This window comes from Bacillus sp. EB600, assembly GCF_024494385.1.
Taxonomy (GTDB): Bacteria; Bacillota; Bacilli; order Bacillales; family Cytobacillaceae; genus JAEVLT01.
In genome coordinates, this window is the sequence record NZ_JAEVLT010000006.1 from 191,302 (window position 1) to 210,154 (window position 18,853).

Genomic DNA, 18,853 nt, shown 5'->3' on the forward strand with positions numbered 1-18,853 from the left:
CAATAGTCTCTTTACCTAGTTTGGGTTTGCTTCAGAAATAAAAGAGAACAATTCCTCTTGATAAATGATCATTGTTAGCGTAGTATTTAATTTGTTATTAAACAGTTAATTGAAAATTAATATTTTTATAAACATAAAGGTTAAGATGCCAATCGGCTTAATAGGGAATCTGGTGAAAGACCAGAGCTGTCCCCGCAACTGTAAGTGTGGACGAAATAGACAAACCACTGTATAAGTATATTGCTAATAAATGTGCTAAATACCGGAAGGGTCTAGAGTAGGAAGATACACAAGTCAGGAGACCTGTCTTAGCTTTTAAAGTTTCTATTTCTTCGGGGGTTGAGAAGATGGGACGTTTGCGATAAAAAGTATGTCTACTTTTACTTCTCACCCGCTGACGTTTTATCCGTTCAACTCCTGTTGAACGGATTTTTTGCGTTTGTTCCAACAAATAAATGGATTTAAATGATTCTAACTTACTCTGTATTAACATAGCATGAATAAAGAAACAAGCTTATCATCCAATTGAATATGATTAGGAAAAGGCGCGCATAAAAGGAAGTAAATGCGCTTAAAAGGGAAGAACGGTGAAAATCCGTCACGGTACCCGCCACTGTATTGAGGAGTTCCATTGCAAATGTCACTGAATTTTTTGGGAAGACGCAATGGAACGATGATCCTAAGTCAGGAGACCTGCCTTGACCTAATACTTCATTTTAACCTACGGGCGTATAGGTGGAAGTGCTGAATAAATGCAATTATTAATTTGTAATTATGTATTTATATCTACACTGCACCCCTACTTTTGTAGGGGTGCTTTTTTTCATAAATAAGAGGGGGAGAGGTTTTTATGACTACTTGGAATTTAATAGGCACGAAGCACCACGTTTTCATTTGCAACGGAAGCAGCTGCATGCGAAAGGGAGGAGAAGAGGCAACACAGGCAATTCGCAATGAAATTACTCATTTGGATTTAGACACAATGATCCATACAACAAGAACTCGCTGCAATGGAAGATGTAAGGATGCTCCTGTTGTTATAGTCTATCCGGAAGGAACTTGGTACAAGGAAGTGACTCAGGAAGTTGGCAGCAAAATTGTACAGCAGCATTTAGCGAGTGGCAGCATCCTAGAAGACAACGTCATTTATCAATATGAAAAAGAGGGCTTTATGCCGCCCGAAAAAACAGACTGTGTAGAAGGAGTAACGAAACCGTTAAGTGGGAGTGTATCATCGTAATTACTGTATAGGGCTGTGGATCTCGATACTCTTTGAATTTTGGAAAGGTAGGGTTTGACATGAAAGGAAAGCTGCTTGTTATTGGTTTTGGTCCAGGAGGACACAAACATATTACTGAACGTGCAAGAGAAGCAATCCAAGAGAGTGACATGATCATTGGTTATAAAACGTATGTAGAGTTGATTGAGGAATTAATAAACGGGCAGCAAATTGTTAGCACAGGGATGACGGAAGAAGTGAGCCGTGCCCAGGAGGCAGTAAAACAGGCGGAACAAGGAAAAAACGTAGCAGTGATTTCTAGTGGTGATGCCGGTGTGTATGGAATGGCCGGTCTCGTGTATGAAGTATTGATTGAAAAAGGGTGGGAACAAGCTTCAGGGGTAGAAGTCGAGATCATCCCTGGAATTTCCGCGATCAACTCCTGTGCAGCTTTATTGGGCGCGCCCGTCATGCATGACTCATGTACGATTAGTTTAAGTGACCATTTAACACCATGGGAATTAATCGAAACAAGAATAGAAGCTGCTGCTCAGGCTGATTTTGTCATTGCTCTCTACAATCCAAAAAGCGGGAGAAGAACAAGACAAATTGAAGAAGCACAAAGAATTCTCTTAAAATATCGTTCTCCGGAAACGCCGGTAGGGTTAGTGAAGAGTGCGTATCGCGATAGCCAAAAAGTGGTTATCACCAATTTAAAGGAGATGCTTGATCAAGAAATTGGGATGTTAACGACTGTTTTAATTGGAAACTCTTCAACCTTTTTATACGATGGTTTAATGATTACACCGCGCGGATACCAACGGAAATATACATTAAATCAAGCAGTACAGTCATTAAAACCGCATCAGCGTTTACAGAAGGAAGCAGAACCATGGGCGCTGGAACAAGCTCACGATTTGGTACCGATGGAGATTCAAACAGCCGCCTTTAAGGTGAATGCAACCGCAGAAACAGGAAAAGAATCTCCGAGAGAGCTGGCAGAAGCAGCATTGCAAATGATTCTTGGAACAAGCAAAGGATACTCTAAGAATTTAATCGTGAAACAGCCGATTCAATCGATTTTTGAACTTTCGGTTAGTCCTGGTGTTGCGAATAAAAAGTTTACACCGAAACAGATGATCACTCTTGCGGAAGTAGCCGGAGAAGAGGGCGTGATGGAATACACCCAAGACCATGCTATAAAGCTTCAAATTTTAACCTCAAAGCCTGATGAAATAGTGAAAAAATTAGCAGAAGCAAACTTTTTGATTTCTCCGATTGGAGATGTTTTAACCGTGAAAGCCTGCGATTTTTGCGACGGTGACAAGAAAGATGCAATTCCGTATGCCGAAAAGCTGCAGGAAAGGCTTGGAGGGATGGAACTTCCTAAGGAATTAAAACTTGGTGTTAACGGCTGTGGCATGGCATGCTATGGAGCTGTAAAAGAAGATATTGGTATTGTGTACCGTAAAGGAGCGTTTGATTTATTTTTAGGAGCAAAGACAGCCGGGAGAAATGCACATCCAGGTCAAATCGTTGCGGAAGGAATTGCACCTGACCATATTGTCGGGGTTGTCGAGCGGATTGTCCAAGAATACAAGGAGAAAGCCTATCCTAATGAACGCTTTTATAAATTCTTTAAGCGTGTAAAGCAGGTTCAAGGTTTTACGTATCAAGATATCACACCAAAAATAAAAATTGAAGAAGCGGTATGCGGGGATTAATTTATTTTGGGAATGAGAGATTAAACGAGGCTACTCTTTAAACAAGATTTGTAGTTTAACAAAGGGGAGGAAACAGATTGAAAGCAATTCTATTTGTTGGCCATGGGAGTAAAGATCGTGAAGGAAATGATCAAGTTCGTCAATTTATTGAAGCAATGAGAGGGAATTGGGACGAAACTATACTCGTTCAGACGTGTTTTTTAGAATTTGAAAGACCAACCGTTAATCAGGGGATTGATGTATGTGTCGAGAAAGGGGCCGACCATATTATCCTTATTCCCATTATGCTCCTGCAAGCTGGGCATTCCAAAATTCATATTCCAGCTGCCATCGATGAGGCAAAAAAACAATATCCATTAGTAAAGTTTACCTATGGTCGGCCAATTGGCGTTCATGAGGAAACATTAGAAATCCTAAAAACAAGATTAACAGAAATCGCGGAAAACTTGGATCATCCAGATCCTGATACAGCTGTCCTTCTGTTAGGGCGTGGCGGAAGCGATCCGGATGCTAATAGTGATTTATACAAGATTGCTAGATTACTTTGGGAAAAAACAAACTTTAAAATAGTAGAACCTGCGTTTATGGGGGTCACTGATCCCCTTGTGAATGAAGGAATCGAGCGATGCTTGAAGCTCGGAGCAAAGAAAGTCATTATTTTGCCTTACTTTTTGTTCACTGGCATTTTAATAAAACGGTTAGAGGCGATGATGGATTCATTCCAAAATCAATATTCCAGCATTGAATTTAAATTGGCAGGCTATTTTGGCTATCATCCTAGATTGCAAACGATTTTAAAAGAACGTGTGGAAGAAGCATTGCGTGATGAGGTAAAGATGAATTGTGATACATGCCAATATCGTCTGAACGCAATGGAACATGTCCATCATCACCACCATGATCACGAGCACGACCATGATCATGATCATGATCATCACCAACATCATGAACACGCAGGGCAGAATGCAGGTGATGAAAGATGATTTTAGTATTAGCCGGTACAAGTGATGCACGGGCACTAGCATCAGAAATCAAGAAAGCCGGTTTCAGACTCTTGGCAACCGTTGTAACTGAAAATGCTGCGGATGAGTTGAAACAGGAGGGTATTCCTGTACTGGCCGGCCGATTGACGGATGAAGAAATGGTAAATTTGATCAAAGTAAAAGGAATTCAGGTCATTGTCGATGCAAGTCATCCATTTGCGGAAGAAGCATCTAAAAATGCCATAAGGGCTGCAAAAACAGCGAAGGTTCATTATATCCGATACGAACGTGAGTCCCAAAGCTTTCAATATGAAAAACTGAAGGTGGTTGAAAGCTACGCGGAAGCAGCAGAGATCGCAGCCACAAAAAGCGGGGTTGTAATGCTGACGACGGGAAGCAAGACCTTGCAGGTTTTTACGGAGAGGTTATTAGAGAACCCAAACATTCGCCTGATTGCTCGGATGCTGCCTCGCGTTGATAATATGGAAAAATGCGAACAGCTTGGCTTTCCGCAGAAAAATATTGTTGCCATTCAAGGTCCGTTTACCAAGGGGTTTGATCAAGCCCTTTACAATCAATATGGCGTGACTTTAATGATTACAAAGGAGAGCGGCAAGGTTGGCTCTGTTGATCAAAAGGTTGAAGCAGCAATGGATCTTGGGATAGAAATCATTCTGATTGGCCGCCCAAAAATCAATTATGGAACCGTATATTCAAATTTTTCGGATGTGATTCAGGACTTAAATAAAAATGTGCCATCCGTATTTAACCAACATTCAATGAAATAAGGAGTGAGAATAATGGATTTTCATACTGAATTTAAACCGGTAACCGTTCAGCCCGAACAAATAGAAGGAAGAAGTTTTGAAATGATTAATGAAGAAATTGGTGAGCATTCCTTTACGGATGAGCAATATCCCATTGTGCAGCGTATCATTCATGCCTCTGCAGACTTTGAATTGGGAAAAAGTGTCCTCTTTCATCCTGAGGCGGTACAAGCAGGAATTCAGGCCATTCGCAGCGGAAAAAAAGTAGTCGCAGATGTGCAAATGGTTCAGGTTGGCGCAAACAAAGCACGAATTGAAAAGCATGGTGGAGAAATCAAAGTGTATATTTCAGATCCGGATGTTATGCAAGAAGCAAAACGATTAAATACTACCCGGGCGATCATTTCGATGAGAAAGGCGGTAAAGGATGCGGATGGCGGAATATTTGCGATCGGGAATGCACCAACAGCGTTACTTGAGCTAATCCGTCTTATTAAAGAAGGAGAAGCCAAACCGGGTCTTGTTATTGGCCTGCCGGTTGGTTTCGTTTCAGCGGCTGAATCAAAAGCAGAATTAGCCAAGCTTGACATTCCGTTTATCACAAATATTGGAAGAAAAGGCGGCAGTACCATTACTGTTGCCGCATTAAATGCGATATCTATTCTTGCAGACCGGGTGTAGGACATGCAGGAAGTACCAAAAGGAAAGCTGAGAGAAGGATATACGACAGGGGCCTGTGCAACAGCTGCGACAAAGGCTGCACTGACAGCTTTAATTACAGGGGAATCCCAAACAGAAGCAACCATTTATTTACCGGCAAAGCGGTTTGCCAGTTTTCAAATTGTAAGTTGTGAGATTACTGAAGTAGTGGCAATAGCAGGAATCATAAAGGACGCGGGTGATGACCCGGATGCCACCCATGGGGCACTAATCGTGTCAACTGTTTCCTGGTCGGATCAGCCAGGGATCGTCCTTGATGGAGGAGTAGGTGTTGGCCGGGTGACGAAGAAAGGTCTGCCGGTTCCTGTTGGGGAGGCGGCAATTAATCCAGTACCCCGTAAAATGATACATGAGACAGCCGAAGAAGTTTTACAGGAACACGGAATCAAAAAAGGGATAAAAATCGTGATTTCGGTACCGGATGGTGAAGAAATTGCGAAAAAAACGCTAAATGGCCGTCTGGGGATTATTGGCGGAATTTCGATCCTGGGCACCCGCGGCATTGTCACTCCTTTTTCCACAGCAGCCTATAAAGCCAGTATTATTGAAGCGATTAGTGTAGCCAGGGCAAGCGGCTGTGACCAAATTGTCATTACAACCGGCGGGCGAAGTGAAAAATGCGCCATGAAGCAATTTTCAGAGCTCCCAGAAGAAGCATTTGTGGAAATGGGAGACTTCGTCGGCTTTACGTTGAAACAGTGCAAAAAACAAGGTGTGAAAAGAGTTTCAATGGTCGGCATGATGGGGAAATTTTCAAAGGTAGCTATGGGAACTATGATGGTGCACTCGAAAAGTGCTCCTGTTGATTTTGGGTTTTTAGCGGATATTGCAAGCAGTTCAGGAGCAAATTCTGTTCTTATCGAGGAAATAAAAACTGCGAATACAGCGTCACAGGTGGGTGACATGATGATGTCACAGGGGTATCACAATTTTTTTGAAAAGCTTAGCGCTGCCTGCTGTCTCGCTGCGGTAAAGGAAGTAGATGGTGGGATCATAGTCGACACCTCTTTATATACAATGAAGGGGGAATTTTTAGGAATGGCGGTGCGAGAGTGTGGCATCAATTAAAATGATTGGCATTGGGGCGGAAGGGAAATTAAGCCTGCTTCCCCTCTATGAAAAGTGGATTTATGAAAGTGAACTCTTAATAGGAGGAAAACGGCAGCTTTCTTTTTTCCCCGATTACCAGGGAGAAAAAATGGCTATTGAGGGCGGGCTTTCCCTGCTTGTTGAACGATTGCAGACCGAGACAAAAAACGTTGTCGTTTTGGCATCTGGTGACCCATTGTTTTTTGGAATCGGAAGCTACTTATCTTCTAAAATCGATGTGGAAATATATCCATATTTAAGCTCAGTCCAGCTTGCATTTGCCAAAATGGGCGAGCGATGGCAGGATGCTTACTTTACAAGCGTCCATGGCAGAAGTATGAAAGGGTTGGCACAGCGCATAGATGGAAAAGAGAAAGTTGCGTTGTTAACAGATACAGAAAATTCGCCGAACAAAATTGCCGAGTACTTGCTTTCGTTTGGTATGACCGAATACCAGGCATTTGTTGGCGAGAACCTAGGCGGTAACAACGAAAGTTGCCGCTGGCTGAGCCTCGAGGAAATGAAAGATGCCCATTTTTCACCGCTTAATGTTGTTATTTTGAAGAAAACAGGAGAAAGTCCGCGATGGTCAATCGGGATTGACGATCAGGAGTTTTTTCAGCGCAAGCCGGATAAAGGCTTAATTACAAAAAAAGAAATTCGAACATTGAGCATCAGTGCTCTTCGTTTAAAGGAAGACAGTATTGTTTGGGATATTGGCACTTGCACTGGTTCAGTCGCGATTGAAGCCGCGAAAATAGCCAGCGAAGGGCAGGTCTTTGCAATTGAGAAGAATGAGGGAGACCTGGAAAACTGCAAACAAAATTTAGCAAAATTCCGTGTCGATGCCTCGCTTATTCACGGGAAAGCACCAGAAGGATTAGACACGTTTCCAGACCCGGATGCTGTCTTTATTGGCGGGACTGCTGGCGGGATGGGAGAAATTTTGGATATTTGCTGCGGCCGCTTGAATGAAGGAGGACGGATTGTGTTAAATGCAGTGACGATAGAAAATCTTTCAGAGGCGATCTCCGCATTTAAGGAGCGGGGATTTAAAACGAATATTACACTTGCCCAAATTTCAAGAAGTAAGCCAATCTTAAATCTTACAAGATTTGATGCCTTAAATCCTATTTATATTATTGAAGCACAGTGTCTGAAAGGGGAATAAATATGTTTGGTACATTATACGGCTTGGGAGTTGGACCAGGGGACCCAGAGCTAATAACGGTGAAGGCATTTCGAAAATTAAAAGAATCACCTGTTATTGCTTATCCAAAGAAACAAAAAGGCAGCAAAAGCTATGCTCAGCGAATTATTGATGTCTATTTTCAGCCGAACGAAAAGGAAATGCTGGGTCTTGTGTTTCCGATGACAAAGGATCCGGCTGCATTGGACCGAAAATGGAATGAAACAGTCGAAAGTGTATGGGGAAAGCTGCAGGAAGGAAAGGATGTTGCCTTTGTAACAGAAGGAGATCCGCTTCTTTACAGTACCTTTATTCATATGATGCGCCTGATGCAGGAGGATCATCCGGAGGTGCCGATTGAAGTAGTCCCAGGAATTTCTTCCATTAATGGAGCCGCTGCAAGGCTTGGTATTCCTCTAGCAGATGGTGATGAGCATGTGGCCATTGTTCCGGCGCGGGATGACTATGAAACAATGAAAAAAGTAATTGAAGACAATGATTGTGTTATTTTTATTAAAGTAGCGAAAGTGATCGATTTAATGCTGGAGATTTTACGTGACTTGGATTTGCTGCATAAGGCTTCGGTCGTAACGAAGGTTACATCGGATGAGGAGATTATTTGGCGGGCTGACGAGCTTGAGGGAGCAGAGCTTGAATACTTAACGTTAATGGTGGTGAGAAAATGAAGCTGTATATTATTGGTGCTGGACCTGGAGATCCGGATTTAATCACGGTAAAAGGCCTTAAACATCTTCAGGAAGCAGATGTTGTTCTTTATGCCGATTCGCTTGTGAACGAAGAACTGATTGAAAAGGCGAAACCGGGAGCGGAAGTGATGAAGACAGCAGGCATGCACTTAGAGCAAATGGTTGACATTATGGTTGACCGAATCCGGCAAGGACAAAAGGTCGTTCGCATTCACACCGGAGACCCAGCTGTATATGGTGCAATCATGGAGCAAATCGTTCTTTTGAAAAAGCAAGAAATTGACGTGGAGATCGTTCCCGGAGTCAGCTCCGTGTTTGCAGCAGCTGCGGCGGCACAGGCCGAGCTGACGATTCCAGATTTAACCCAAACGGTGATTTTAACAAGAGCCGAGGGGAGAACGCCGGTACCGGAATTTGAAAAGTTGGCCGATTTAGCGAAACATCATTGTACGATTGCTCTTTTCCTAAGTGCGACTTTAACGAAAAAGCTTGTTAAGGAACTGACCGAGGCCGGCTGGAGCAAGGATACGCCAGTGGCTGTCGTCTATAAAGCCTCATGGCCGGATCAAAAAATTGTCCGGACCACATTGGAACATTTAGATGGAGATATGCGCGTAAATGGCATCCGGAAACAAGCGATGATTTTGGCCGGATGGGCACTCGATGAAAACATTGGTGACCAAAACTACCGATCCAAGCTATACGATAAAACATTTACCCACGGATTCCGTCGGGGGGTGGAAGCTGAATGATCGAGCTTCAAGAAAAGCAAAAGGCTGTCATCCAGCAGAACGGTGATTATGCCGTCGTGGCCATTACAAAGCATGGCGTAGAGCTTGCCCGAAAGCTGGGGCATTTTTTTCAAAATGCAGATGTGTATTATATGAGTAAATTTGAAAAAGGGGATGAAGGAGAGAAAGACATTCAATTGTTCACCGGAAGTGTCCGCCTCCTTCTGCCGGCTCTTTTTGAAGCCTACAAGGGGATTATCATTATTATTTCCCTCGGAGCCGTTGTTCGAATGATCGCTCCACTATTAAAGGATAAAAAAACAGATCCAGGTGTTGTTGTCGTTGATGATAAAGGAGAACATGTGATCAGCGTCCTGTCAGGCCATATTGGGGGAGCGAATGAATTAACGAAAGAAGTAGCTGCCGTTCTAAAGGCACGCCCTGTTATTACTACGGCTTCGGATGTACAAGAAACCATTACGGTTGATATATTTGGCAAGCGGTTTGGCTGGGTATGGGACTCAGCAGAAAAACTGACGCCTGTGAGCGCTGCTGTTGTAAATGAAGAAAAGATTGCGGTCATCCAGGAGTCAGGGGAAAAGGAATGGTGGCATTACGGCCGCCCGCTTCCGGAAAATATAAAGGTATATCCGTCTATTGCAGAAGCACTCTCGGAGAAGTCTACCGCTAGTCTTGTAATTACCCATCGAAATTTAGCGGAACAGGAAAAAATAATTTTACATAATGGGGTGTTATATCGGCCGAAGGTGATTGTCCTTGGAATGGGCTGCAACCGCGGTACATCTTCAGAGGAAATTGAGACAGTAATAAACGAAACCTTGGAGGAATTACACTTTTCTAGCAAAAGTGTCAAGGCACTTTGTACGATCGATCTAAAAAAAGATGAAGCAGGGTTAATTGAAGTCGTAAATAAACACGATTGGGAGTTTGTCTGCTATACACCTGAGGAACTGAATTCGGTAGCAATCGAAGCACCCTCGGAGACGGTTTTTAAATATACAGGCGCGTATGGTGTCAGTGAGCCGGCCGCGCTGTTGTACAGCGGAGCGGAAAAAATGGAGCTAGTCAAAAAAAAATCAGGAAATGTCACGATATCAGTCGCGGTCATTCCATATTGAGGGGGAAATAGCATGGCAGATCGCAGACTTGTGATTGCAGGTACAGGCAGCGGTGTTGGAAAAACAACCATCACGATCGGGCTGATGTCAGCTTTAAGGAAAAAGGGCTATACCGTTCAAGGCTTTAAATGCGGTCCGGATTATATTGACCCAACCTACCATACAGCTGTTACCGGCAGAGTTTCCAGAAACATTGACAGCTGGATGCTGAATCACGAAATGGTAAAAGAGATTGTTAGCCGTGGTAGTGAAGGTGCTGATATTTCCATTATTGAAGGGGTAATGGGATTCTTTGATGGAAAAGATCCAACGAATAATAATGGCTCAACAGCAGAAATCAGTATTATCACGGAAAGTCCAGTAGTTCTCGTTGTGAATTGTGCCAGCATGGCTCGGAGCGCAGCCGCGATTGTTAAGGGATTTCAAGTATTTTTAAAAGAAGCTAAGATTGTCGGTGTGATTGCCAATTCGGTTGGGAGCGAGGGACATTTTAAAATCGTCAAAACGGCGATTGAACAAGAGTGCGGCATTCCGGTTATTGGATATTTGAAAAAAGATCGACAGCTTACCATTCCTGAACGGCATTTAGGATTGATTCCATCTATAGAAAGGGGCGAGCTTGATCCGTTTTTTGATCAGCTTGGTGATTTAATCCTTGAAACAATAGATGTTGATACCATTTTTGATCTTGCAAAGGCTTCTCCTCTTGAGATTCAAGAATCCCAGTTTACGAGAAGAGAAAAGAAAGCGGTACGAATTGCAGTTGCAAGAGATGCTGCCTTTAACTTTTATTATCAGGAAAATTTTGAAATGTTAGAAGCTTTTGGTGCAGAGCTCGTTGAGTTTTCCCCGTTAAAGGGTGAAGCTTTACCGGATCATGTTGATGGTTTATATATCGGTGGGGGATTTCCTGAGGAATTTGCAGAAGAGCTTGCTGAGCAAAGCGGGGTAAAGGACTCTATTCGGACAGCGATTGAAAAAGGCCTGCCAACATTGGCTGAATGCGGCGGTTTTATGTTTTTAACCGAATCGATTGAAACCACAGATGAAAAGAGATATGAAATGGTTGGCATCATTCCTGGCAGGGTGAAAATGCAAACAAAGCTTGCTGCTTTAGGCTATCGCGAAATAACAGCAGAAGAAGGAAATTTCCTATTAAATGGGGATCTGAAAGCTAGAGGTCATGAATTCCACTATTCTACCTTTCATCCAAAAACAGAGATTCAACCTGCTTATCAAACAAAGGGCATGCGCGGGTTTAAACAAGAAGGTTTTATGAAAGGAAATTTAATCGCCGGTTATACTCACTTTCATTTTGGCTCGTGCCCGGGAATGGTTGAAAATTGGATCAAGAAATGTAAGGAGTGGCAGGCAAATGGCTAAAGCGCTCCCCATCATGTTTCAAGGAACGAATTCTGATGTCGGCAAAAGTGTTTTGGTAACGGCTTTTTGTCGTATTTTCGTACAGGATGGACACAAAACGGCTCCATTCAAATCACAAAATATGGCGTTGAATTCTTATATTACTGTTAATGGAAAAGAAATAGGAAGAGCCCAAGGAGTACAGGCGGAAGCGGCCGGCATTCAAGCAACAACCGATATGAATCCGATTTTAATCAAGCCGAACAGCTTGAACGAATCTCAAATTGTTGTCCATGGAAAACCGTATAAAAACATGGAAGCCGGTATTTATAGGAAGGAATTTTTTCTAACAGGTTTAGAGCTCATTCAAGAATCCCTTGCTATTCTCTCAGAAAACTACGAACGAATTGTCATTGAAGGGGCTGGCAGTCCTGCCGAAATAAATCTGAATGACCGCGAATTAGTCAATATGCGCGTCGCAAGAATGGCCAATGCACCCGTCATTTTGATTGGTGATATTGAAAAAGGCGGGGTTTTTGCAAGTTTAGTAGGTACGCTGCAGCTAATGGAACCAGAGGACCGTGACCGGGTGATTGGTGTGATCATCAACAAGTTCCGGGGAGATGTTCGACTTTTAGAATCCGGATTAACGTGGCTTGAGGAGTATACCGGAAAACCGGTTCTCGGTGTGATCCCCTATATGAAGAATTTAAATATAGATGCTGAGGATTCTGTGATTTTAAATCAATATACAGCTATTCCTAATCCAGAAAAAGAATTGGATATTGCGGTCATCCAGTATCCGAGAATCTCCAATTTTACCGATGTTGATCCATTTTTTGCCGAGTCTGATTGTCATGTCCGATTTATCACAAAAGCAGAACAATTACAGAATCCAGATTTAGTTATTTTGCCTGGAAGCAAAAATACAAGCGAAGATATGCTATTTTTACGGAAAAGCGGATTAGCGCCAAAAATAGTGGAATTACGACAAAAGAAACAGTCAGTGATCGTTGGAATATGTGGTGGGTATCAAATGCTCGGTGAAGAAATCCAAGACCCGTTTGCGATGGAGTCCCAACACCAAGCAATGGAAGGACTTCACTTGCTGCCAATCCAGACGACCATAACAAAGGAAAAGACGACTGTACTATCAGATGGGATGCTTGAGCTTTACGGAAAAAGCTTTAGCGTGACAGGTTATGAAATTCATATGGGGGAAACGGAGGTGGATGGAGGCTGTAAGGGACTGATTGAAACAAAGGGCCGGACAGACGGCTGCAAAACGGCAGATGAAAAAATAATCGGTACATATTTTCATGGGATTTTTCATAATGATGAATTTCGCGGGGAACTGCTCAATCAGATTCGTCATACAAAGGGACTGGCTCCGATTCAGCAACGGGTTTCGTTTAACCAATTACGCGAAGAGTCATTTGATCGGTTAGCGGACCATGTAAGAGGACATGTAAAGCTTGATTTGATTGAACAAAAAATGAAGGAATTTCAAAAAAGGAGGATTATGCAATGAATAAGGCACTAGCTGAGATTCAGCCGTTAGATAAAGAAAAGGGAAAAAAGGTCCGGGAGTACATTGAGACATTAACGAAACCACCAGGGAGTTTAGGAAGGTTAGAGGAGATGGCGATTAGGTTGGCTGAAATAACATCAGAAGCTTTTCCTGTCGTGTCACCGCCCGGGGTTATGGTATTTGCTGCTGACCATGGTGTGGTCGAAGAAGGTGTATCAGCTTTTCCTCAAGAAGTTACCGTGCAAATGGTGCTGAACTTTTTAGACAATGGTGCTGGCATTAATGTCTTTAGCAGGCAAATTGGTGCAGCTTTTGAGGTTGTCGATATCGGCGTTGCAGCTGATATTGAGGCTGACGGTGTGGTAAACCGAAAAGTTCGTTACGGCACGGCTAATTTTTGTAAACAAGATGCAATGACTAGAGAAGAAGCCGAAAACGCGATTGCGGTTGGCTATGAGCGGGCTGAAAGAATGATCCGGCAGGGAAGCAGGTGTCTCATTCTTGGCGAAATGGGGATCGGCAATACCACTCCAAGCAGTGCCATCCTTGCTGTTTTAAGCGGACAAGATATCAGTGCACTTGTAGGTGTGGGGACAGGAATCGCTTCCGAAAAAATCATTCATAAGCAAAAAGTAATTTCCCGTGCGTTAAAGGAGAGGAAACCTGACCGGAACGATCCAATTGACATTTTGGCAAAAGTGGGCGGTTTGGAAATTGCAGGAATGACAGGTGCCATGTTAGCGGGAGCTGCAAATCGGGTTCCGATTCTTTTAGATGGCTTTATTTGTACAGTATCAGCACTATTGGCCAAGGAGATTTGCACACTCGCAGGGGATTATATGATCGCCGGGCATCGGTCCGTTGAACCGGGACACGAAATAGCTCTTCAGTTATTAGGAAAGAAACCTATCCTTGATTTAGGTATGCGTTTAGGGGAAGGGAGCGGGGCGGCAGTTGCCTTTCCGATTCTACAGTCAGCCACTTTAATGCTAAAAGAAATGGCAACTTTTACGTCGGCAGGCATTTCAAAGGAGAAATGAAAAGGAGATAGATGATGACAAAAGGAAAAGTGTACCTAGTCGGTGCAGGACCGGGAGATCCAAAGCTTATCACCATTTATGGGGTGGAGTGCATCCAAAAAGCGGATGTTATTTTATATGACCGCCTGATTAATGACGAACTTTTGAAATATGCAAAGGAGGGTGCAGAGCTGATTTTTTGCGGAAAGCTCCCAGGAAAGCATCAAATTATTCAAGAACAAATTCATGAGCTTTTAATCGAAAAAGCATCCAAGGGAAAGACCGTCACCAGATTAAAAGGTGGTGATCCTTGTGTATTCGGACGTGGTGGTGAAGAAGCGGAAGTATTAGCTGAGCATGGTATTCCATATGTAATTGTGCCAGGTATTACATCGGGAATTGCTGCACCTGCCTATGCGGGAATTCCTGTTACACATCGTGATTATGCTTCTTCCTTTGCCATCGTTACTGGCCACAGCCGTGCTGATAAGGAAGAAGATCATTTGAGTTGGTCAGCGCTTGCCCAGGGAATTGATACGATTGCATTTTATATGGGTATTGGAAATTTAAACTATATTTGCACTAGGTTAATCGAGCATGGAAAAGACCCCAATACTCCAGCAGCGATTATTCAATGGGGGACAACAGAAAAGCAGAAGACCATTACAGGAAACTTAAAAACGATCGAAGACCAAGCCGCTAAAGCGGGTATATCCCATCCTGCCATTGTCCTTGTTGGCGATGTCGTAGGGATGAGGGGGAAAATAAGTTGGTTTCAAGAAAAAGAAGAAGTGAGCATAGGGAGAGAATAACATGTCGATTATAGCTGAGATAAAAAATCGGAGAGCGATTCGTGATTATGCTCAAAGAGATGTCGAAGATGAAAAAATCAAAAAATTATTAGAAGCCGCCACATGGGCGCCAAATGATCGGATGAGAGAACCATGGAGTTTTTATGTAATAAAAGGTGAAGCCAAAAAGCGCTACGTTATTCTGGCAACCCAATATTTGCAGGAGCGCTTTCCAACAAAACCCCATTTAATAGATAGCTCATTAAAGGTACTGAAAACCACACCAGTTCACATTGTCGTAACAGCAGACATGGTTCCTGGGGATGAAGATGCGTCTAGTGATAATGAATACGCCGTTTGTTGTGCCATCTATTCGATGTGGCTTGCGGCGAGAGAATTGGGCTTAGGGTTGGTTTGGCGGACAAGGGGCGTGGGTCTTGTTCATGATGAGCGAATGTATGAGTTTATCGGTTCACCAGAAAACAAAAAAATAATCGGAAATCTGTTTATCGGTTATCCAGATAATGAAGCATTAAAAAAAATTAAAGTGCCAGCTCGAACGTCATTTGAAGAAAAAACAGTCTGGCTGTAAGGGAGAGGTAATGGAATGGGAGATTTAATAGAAAGCAAAAAACAGCGCGGCCTAACATTAGTCTACACAGGCGATGGAAAAGGGAAAACAACCGCTGCCCTTGGTCTTGCCATTCGTGCCGCCGGCCGAGGGAAACGGGTATTAGTCATTCAATATATTAAATCTCCGCAAAGAACGTATGGAGAAAAAATTACCTTTGAAAAATTGGGGATTGAAATCTATCAAACAGGTATTGGTTTTACCTGGACTAAAACGCCTGAGGAGCACCGTGAGGCATTAAAAACAGCTTGGGCCTTAACTAAAGAAAAGGTGCTTTTGGGCGGATATGATGTGGTCATTTTAGATGAACTGAATAATGCCCTGGCAATCGAGAAGTTTCCCATTGATGATGTTCTTCCGCTGAAGGAGGTACTTGATTTGATCAAAAACCGCCCCGAGCAGATGCATCTAGTCATTACGGGCCGGTCTGCTAAGGAGGAGCTAATCACTTACGCGGATTTAGTAACAGAAATGAAACCGGTAAAGCATTATTATAATGAAGGAATTCCTGCAGTGAAGGGAATTGAATTTTAAGAGCATTCACTGAAAAATATGGAATGGTGGAGTGTATGAAATAGTCGAATGGGTGCTCTCACGATGAAAATAGGTAAGGGAAGTTGTAATGGAACATTTGGAGAACTTGTGCAGGGGATAATAGGCGAACGTCCTTTTTTAATCACGCTGCCAATACCCAGTTTGCGAAGTGAGGCAATTTTTATCCCAGACCCAACCGCTCTTGAAATTAAGGCTGTGGATTCGAAGGTAAAGGCTATTAAAGCTGGCAAATTACTATTTCAACAGTTTGGGTTGAAAGGTAGTGGCTTTCTAGACATTCGTTCAAATATTCCAATTGGCAAAGGGATGGCGAGCAGTTCAGCTGATATTGTAGCGGCATTGAGAGCAATTGCTTATAGTTACTCACTCCCGCTAACAAAAGAAATAATCTCTACAATAGCGGCTAAAATCGAACCAACAGATGGAGTAATGTATGAGGAGGTTGTTGCTTATGACTATATTCAGGGGGAACTTATTGAAAGCTTAGGTACCTTACCGCCGGTTATCTTAGTTGGAATTGATCTGGGTGGAGCGGTAGATACGATTGAATTTAATCAATATGAAAAAGCATATAATCGGCACGATCAAGATCATTTTTTAGAAGCATATGAATGGGTCAAAATAGGGTTTAGGAAAAAGAATTTATCTTTGATTTGTAAAGCAGCAACGATTAGCGCACGAATTAATCAAAAAATATTACCCAAACCTTTTTTTAAAGAATTTGAAAAATTAGCTCATGCGTGTCGGGGCGGCATTGTTGTCGCTCACAGTGGAACTATGGTGGGAATTTTACTGGATAAGAAAATACCTAATCGGAATGAGGTTGTTTTACATGTGTCAAGACAAATGTCTATGATTGTAAAGAATCTTGCCGTAAAACCTTTTGTTTACTGCAGCCATGAAAAAGTGAATGGTAATACGATGAGCTTGATCACATAAACAAACAAATCATGTTTCATTTTGTCAAAATCAAGGTTCCAAAGAAATGTCAGAGGGGCGAATATATAATGTTTAATAATGAAGAAAAAGAAGCGGTTTACAATGTGATTTATAAAAGGAGAGATGTTCGTAGTTTTCTTCCTACCCCTGTTTCTCCCGAGATCATTGATCGAGTTCTACAAGCGGCCCATCATGCCCCATCAGTAGGATTTATGCAGCCATGGAACTTTATCATCGTAAGCTCAACTGAATTGAAAGAACGACTTGCCTGGGCGGCAGAAAAAGAACGAAAAGCATTGTCTATTCACTATGAGGAAGAACGGTCAGCACATTTTTTAAGTTTGAAAATAGAGGGAATCTTACAAGCACCATTAACCATCTGTGTAACATGTGATCCTACACGTGGGGGATCGCATGTATTAGGAAGGAATTCAATTCCGGAAACAGATATTCTTTCTGTAGCTTGTGCGATCCAAAATATGTGGCTTGCCACATGTGCGGAAGGGTTAGCAATGGGATGGGTTAGTTTTTATAAGAAAAATGATGTAAGAGATATTTTACAAATCCCTCCACATATCGATCCTGTTGCCTTAATTTCGATCGGATATACGGATGAATACCCATCCTCGCCAATTCTAGAACAAGTCAATTGGGAAAAAAGGAGAACTCTTCAAAATTTAATATTTCACGAGACATGGGGAAATCAATGAAATAGGAATATGATTAGCAGAACTAATGGATAGGATTGATCCACATTTTTATATGTTGAACCATCCTCGGGAAGGAAGAATAACAGCTTTTTTGAGAAAGGATATCATTAATGGAAAATATTACGTTAATTCTTCTTGTATTTGTGTTAGGGCTAAGGCATGGTTTAGATGCTGACCATCTGGCATGTATTGATGGCTTAACTCGTTATAATTGGCGTCTGAATAGTCCAATTGCTCGATGGGTTGGAACTTTGTTTTCTTTTGGACATGGACTGGTTGTAGCTAGTGTTGCCATCATTCTTGGTGTTTTCATTAAGAATTTTAAATTTCCAGAATACTTTGATACGCTTGTAATTTGGATATCTATTATTTCACTTTTTTTGATTGGTACATTAAATATCTACAATCTTCTACGTATCAAATCAACATCTAACGGAGATTTCCAGATTAGTGGAATCAAAGGGAAGTTTCTACCACGGATTGTACAGGAGACAACCAATCCATTTTTAGTTATTCTGATTGGTGGACTATTCGCAATGGCTGCAGATACGGTTAGCCAAACGGCTATGTGGGCAATCGCAGCAGGAAATTCAGGCAGTTATATGCCGTTTATTTTGGGGATCGTATTCATGTTTGGGATGATGCTAACAGATACCATTGATTCTTTCGTAGCATATCGAATGATTAACCAATCAAGTCGATTAGGACAATCTGCATCTAGAGTAATGGGGTGGGTAATTGTCGCTTTAGCATATGGCGTTTCCTTTTATGAAGCATTTACGTTTTTCTTGCCATGGGCTGAACTAGATTTTGAAATTGTAGGAATTATCATTTTTACGTTATTAGTTTTATGTTTTGGAATTGTAAGCTTTCGGGCAAAAAGACAGCTTGGTATGTCCATATCCTTGGGGAAGCGGGAGAAAGTATAATAAATTCTGTGGAAAATAGTTTAGATTGAAGCATGTAAAAAGCACCTTAGCCTTGAAGTCTCTCAAGTTTGAGGTGCTTTTGCGTTTAAACACTTATTTTTGAAGTTGCTTAATGATC

Annotated in this window: 19 protein-coding genes and 2 riboswitches; all 19 genes read left to right on the forward strand. The window is 42.3% G+C overall.

Annotated elements, in window-relative coordinates; all coding sequences use genetic code 11:
* The first annotated feature begins 126 nt into the window (after window positions 1-126).
* Window positions 127-325, forward strand: a riboswitch (cobalamin riboswitch).
* A gap of 201 nt (window positions 326-526) precedes the next feature.
* A riboswitch (cobalamin riboswitch) is annotated at window positions 527-715 on the forward strand.
* Between the two features lie 135 nt (window positions 716-850).
* The 19 genes from JN080_RS09360 (at window position 851) to JN080_RS09450 (ending at window position 18,735) form a co-directional block, all read left to right on the forward strand.
* Window positions 851-1,240 carry a (2Fe-2S) ferredoxin domain-containing protein gene (locus JN080_RS09360; RefSeq protein WP_256235692.1) on the forward strand — a complete coding sequence of 130 codons (390 nt, stop codon included), beginning with the start codon at window positions 851-853 and terminating at the stop codon, window positions 1,238-1,240.
* A gap of 59 nt (window positions 1,241-1,299) precedes the next feature.
* A complete protein-coding gene (cobJ, locus tag JN080_RS09365) occupies window positions 1,300-2,943 on the forward strand; it encodes a precorrin-3B C(17)-methyltransferase (protein WP_256235693.1) in 1,644 nt (547 codons plus the stop codon).
* Window positions 2,944-3,020: 77 nt separating this feature from the next.
* Entirely contained in the window at window positions 3,021-3,926 is a 906-nt protein-coding gene (locus JN080_RS09370; RefSeq protein WP_256235694.1) for a sirohydrochlorin chelatase, read from the forward strand.
* Window positions 3,923-4,714 (forward strand): precorrin-6A reductase, encoded by a 792-nt coding sequence (gene cobK / locus JN080_RS09375; RefSeq protein ID WP_256235695.1) that lies wholly within the window; start codon window positions 3,923-3,925, stop codon window positions 4,712-4,714. The genes JN080_RS09370 and cobK overlap by 4 nt, the downstream gene beginning before the upstream one ends.
* A 12-nt stretch (window positions 4,715-4,726) precedes the next feature.
* Window positions 4,727-5,374 carry a precorrin-8X methylmutase gene (locus JN080_RS09380; RefSeq protein ID WP_256235696.1) on the forward strand — a complete coding sequence of 216 codons (648 nt, stop codon included), beginning with the start codon at window positions 4,727-4,729 and terminating at the stop codon, window positions 5,372-5,374.
* Window positions 5,375-5,377: 3 nt separating this feature from the next.
* Window positions 5,378-6,481 (forward strand): cobalt-precorrin-5B (C(1))-methyltransferase, encoded by a 1,104-nt coding sequence (locus JN080_RS09385; protein ID WP_256235697.1) that lies wholly within the window; start codon window positions 5,378-5,380, stop codon window positions 6,479-6,481.
* 1 nt (window position 6,482) lies between these two features.
* A complete protein-coding gene (gene cbiE, locus JN080_RS09390; RefSeq protein WP_305473898.1) occupies window positions 6,483-7,673 on the forward strand; it encodes a precorrin-6y C5,15-methyltransferase (decarboxylating) subunit CbiE in 1,191 nt (396 codons plus the stop codon).
* A 2-nt stretch (window positions 7,674-7,675) separates the two neighbouring features.
* Entirely contained in the window at window positions 7,676-8,377 is a 702-nt protein-coding gene (cobI, locus tag JN080_RS09395; RefSeq protein WP_256235700.1) for a precorrin-2 C(20)-methyltransferase, read from the forward strand.
* A complete protein-coding gene (gene cobM, locus JN080_RS09400) occupies window positions 8,374-9,150 on the forward strand; it encodes a precorrin-4 C(11)-methyltransferase (protein WP_256235701.1) in 777 nt (258 codons plus the stop codon). The genes cobI and cobM overlap by 4 nt, the downstream gene beginning before the upstream one ends.
* A complete protein-coding gene (locus tag JN080_RS09405) occupies window positions 9,147-10,268 on the forward strand; it encodes a cobalt-precorrin 5A hydrolase (protein WP_256235702.1) in 1,122 nt (373 codons plus the stop codon). The genes cobM and JN080_RS09405 overlap by 4 nt, the downstream gene beginning before the upstream one ends.
* Window positions 10,269-10,280: 12 nt before the next feature.
* Window positions 10,281-11,651, forward strand: a complete 1,371-nt coding sequence (locus JN080_RS09410; RefSeq protein ID WP_256235703.1) for a cobyrinic acid a,c-diamide synthase CobB — start codon at window positions 10,281-10,283, stop codon at window positions 11,649-11,651.
* The gene (locus JN080_RS09415) at window positions 11,644-13,161 is read left to right on the forward strand and encodes a cobyric acid synthase (protein ID WP_256235704.1); all 1,518 of its coding nucleotides are present in this window, start codon (window positions 11,644-11,646) and stop codon (window positions 13,159-13,161) included. The genes JN080_RS09410 and JN080_RS09415 overlap by 8 nt, the downstream gene beginning before the upstream one ends.
* Window positions 13,158-14,201, forward strand: coding sequence for a nicotinate-nucleotide--dimethylbenzimidazole phosphoribosyltransferase (gene cobT / locus JN080_RS09420; RefSeq protein WP_256235705.1), 1,044 nt, complete (start codon window positions 13,158-13,160; stop codon window positions 14,199-14,201). Before JN080_RS09415 ends, cobT begins: the two co-directional genes overlap by 4 nt.
* Before the next feature lie 14 nt (window positions 14,202-14,215).
* Window positions 14,216-14,992, forward strand: coding sequence for a uroporphyrinogen-III C-methyltransferase (gene cobA, locus JN080_RS09425; RefSeq protein WP_256235706.1), 777 nt, complete (start codon window positions 14,216-14,218; stop codon window positions 14,990-14,992).
* A 1-nt stretch (window position 14,993) separates the two neighbouring features.
* Window positions 14,994-15,563: a nitroreductase family protein gene (locus JN080_RS09430; RefSeq protein WP_256235708.1), complete on the forward strand. Its 570-nt coding sequence runs from the start codon at window positions 14,994-14,996 to the stop codon at window positions 15,561-15,563.
* Window positions 15,564-15,578: 15 nt separating this feature from the next.
* Window positions 15,579-16,136, forward strand: a complete 558-nt coding sequence (gene cobO / locus JN080_RS09435) for a cob(I)yrinic acid a,c-diamide adenosyltransferase (protein ID WP_256235709.1) — start codon at window positions 15,579-15,581, stop codon at window positions 16,134-16,136.
* Window positions 16,137-16,199: 63 nt separating this feature from the next.
* Complete coding sequence (locus JN080_RS09440; RefSeq protein ID WP_256235710.1) at window positions 16,200-17,096, forward strand: GHMP family kinase ATP-binding protein; 897 nt, start codon at window positions 16,200-16,202, stop codon at window positions 17,094-17,096.
* A gap of 68 nt (window positions 17,097-17,164) precedes the next feature.
* Window positions 17,165-17,806 (forward strand): 5,6-dimethylbenzimidazole synthase, encoded by a 642-nt coding sequence (bluB, locus tag JN080_RS09445; RefSeq protein WP_256235711.1) that lies wholly within the window; start codon window positions 17,165-17,167, stop codon window positions 17,804-17,806.
* Between the two features lie 110 nt (window positions 17,807-17,916).
* On the forward strand, window positions 17,917-18,735 hold the full coding sequence (locus JN080_RS09450) for a HoxN/HupN/NixA family nickel/cobalt transporter (protein WP_256235712.1): 819 nt from the start codon (window positions 17,917-17,919) through the stop codon (window positions 18,733-18,735).
* Window positions 18,736-18,853: the final 118 nt, after the last annotated feature.

Bases quoted from the DNA above. Each gene is read 5' to 3' on its own strand.
- JN080_RS09360 (WP_256235692.1), top strand. From the start codon at position 851: ATGACTACTTGGAATTTAATAGGCACGAAGCACCACGTTTTCATTTGC.
- cobJ (WP_256235693.1), top strand. From the start codon at position 1,300: ATGAAAGGAAAGCTGCTTGTTATTGGTTTTGGTCCAGGAGGACACAAA.
- cobK (WP_256235695.1), top strand. From the start codon at position 3,923: ATGATTTTAGTATTAGCCGGTACAAGTGATGCACGGGCACTAGCATCA.
- JN080_RS09380 (WP_256235696.1), top strand. From the start codon at position 4,727: ATGGATTTTCATACTGAATTTAAACCGGTAACCGTTCAGCCCGAACAA.
- JN080_RS09385 (WP_256235697.1), top strand. From the start codon at position 5,378: ATGCAGGAAGTACCAAAAGGAAAGCTGAGAGAAGGATATACGACAGGG.
- cbiE (WP_305473898.1), top strand. From the start codon at position 6,483: ATGATTGGCATTGGGGCGGAAGGGAAATTAAGCCTGCTTCCCCTCTAT.
- cobI (WP_256235700.1), top strand. From the start codon at position 7,676: ATGTTTGGTACATTATACGGCTTGGGAGTTGGACCAGGGGACCCAGAG.
- cobM (WP_256235701.1), top strand. From the start codon at position 8,374: ATGAAGCTGTATATTATTGGTGCTGGACCTGGAGATCCGGATTTAATC.
- JN080_RS09405 (WP_256235702.1), top strand. From the start codon at position 9,147: ATGATCGAGCTTCAAGAAAAGCAAAAGGCTGTCATCCAGCAGAACGGT.
- JN080_RS09410 (WP_256235703.1), top strand. From the start codon at position 10,281: ATGGCAGATCGCAGACTTGTGATTGCAGGTACAGGCAGCGGTGTTGGA.
- JN080_RS09415 (WP_256235704.1), top strand. From the start codon at position 11,644: ATGGCTAAAGCGCTCCCCATCATGTTTCAAGGAACGAATTCTGATGTC.
- cobT (WP_256235705.1), top strand. From the start codon at position 13,158: ATGAATAAGGCACTAGCTGAGATTCAGCCGTTAGATAAAGAAAAGGGA.
- cobA (WP_256235706.1), top strand. From the start codon at position 14,216: ATGACAAAAGGAAAAGTGTACCTAGTCGGTGCAGGACCGGGAGATCCA.
- JN080_RS09430 (WP_256235708.1), top strand. From the start codon at position 14,994: ATGTCGATTATAGCTGAGATAAAAAATCGGAGAGCGATTCGTGATTAT.
- cobO (WP_256235709.1), top strand. From the start codon at position 15,579: ATGGGAGATTTAATAGAAAGCAAAAAACAGCGCGGCCTAACATTAGTC.
- JN080_RS09440 (WP_256235710.1), top strand. From the start codon at position 16,200: ATGAAAATAGGTAAGGGAAGTTGTAATGGAACATTTGGAGAACTTGTG.
- bluB (WP_256235711.1), top strand. From the start codon at position 17,165: ATGTTTAATAATGAAGAAAAAGAAGCGGTTTACAATGTGATTTATAAA.
- JN080_RS09450 (WP_256235712.1), top strand. From the start codon at position 17,917: ATGGAAAATATTACGTTAATTCTTCTTGTATTTGTGTTAGGGCTAAGG.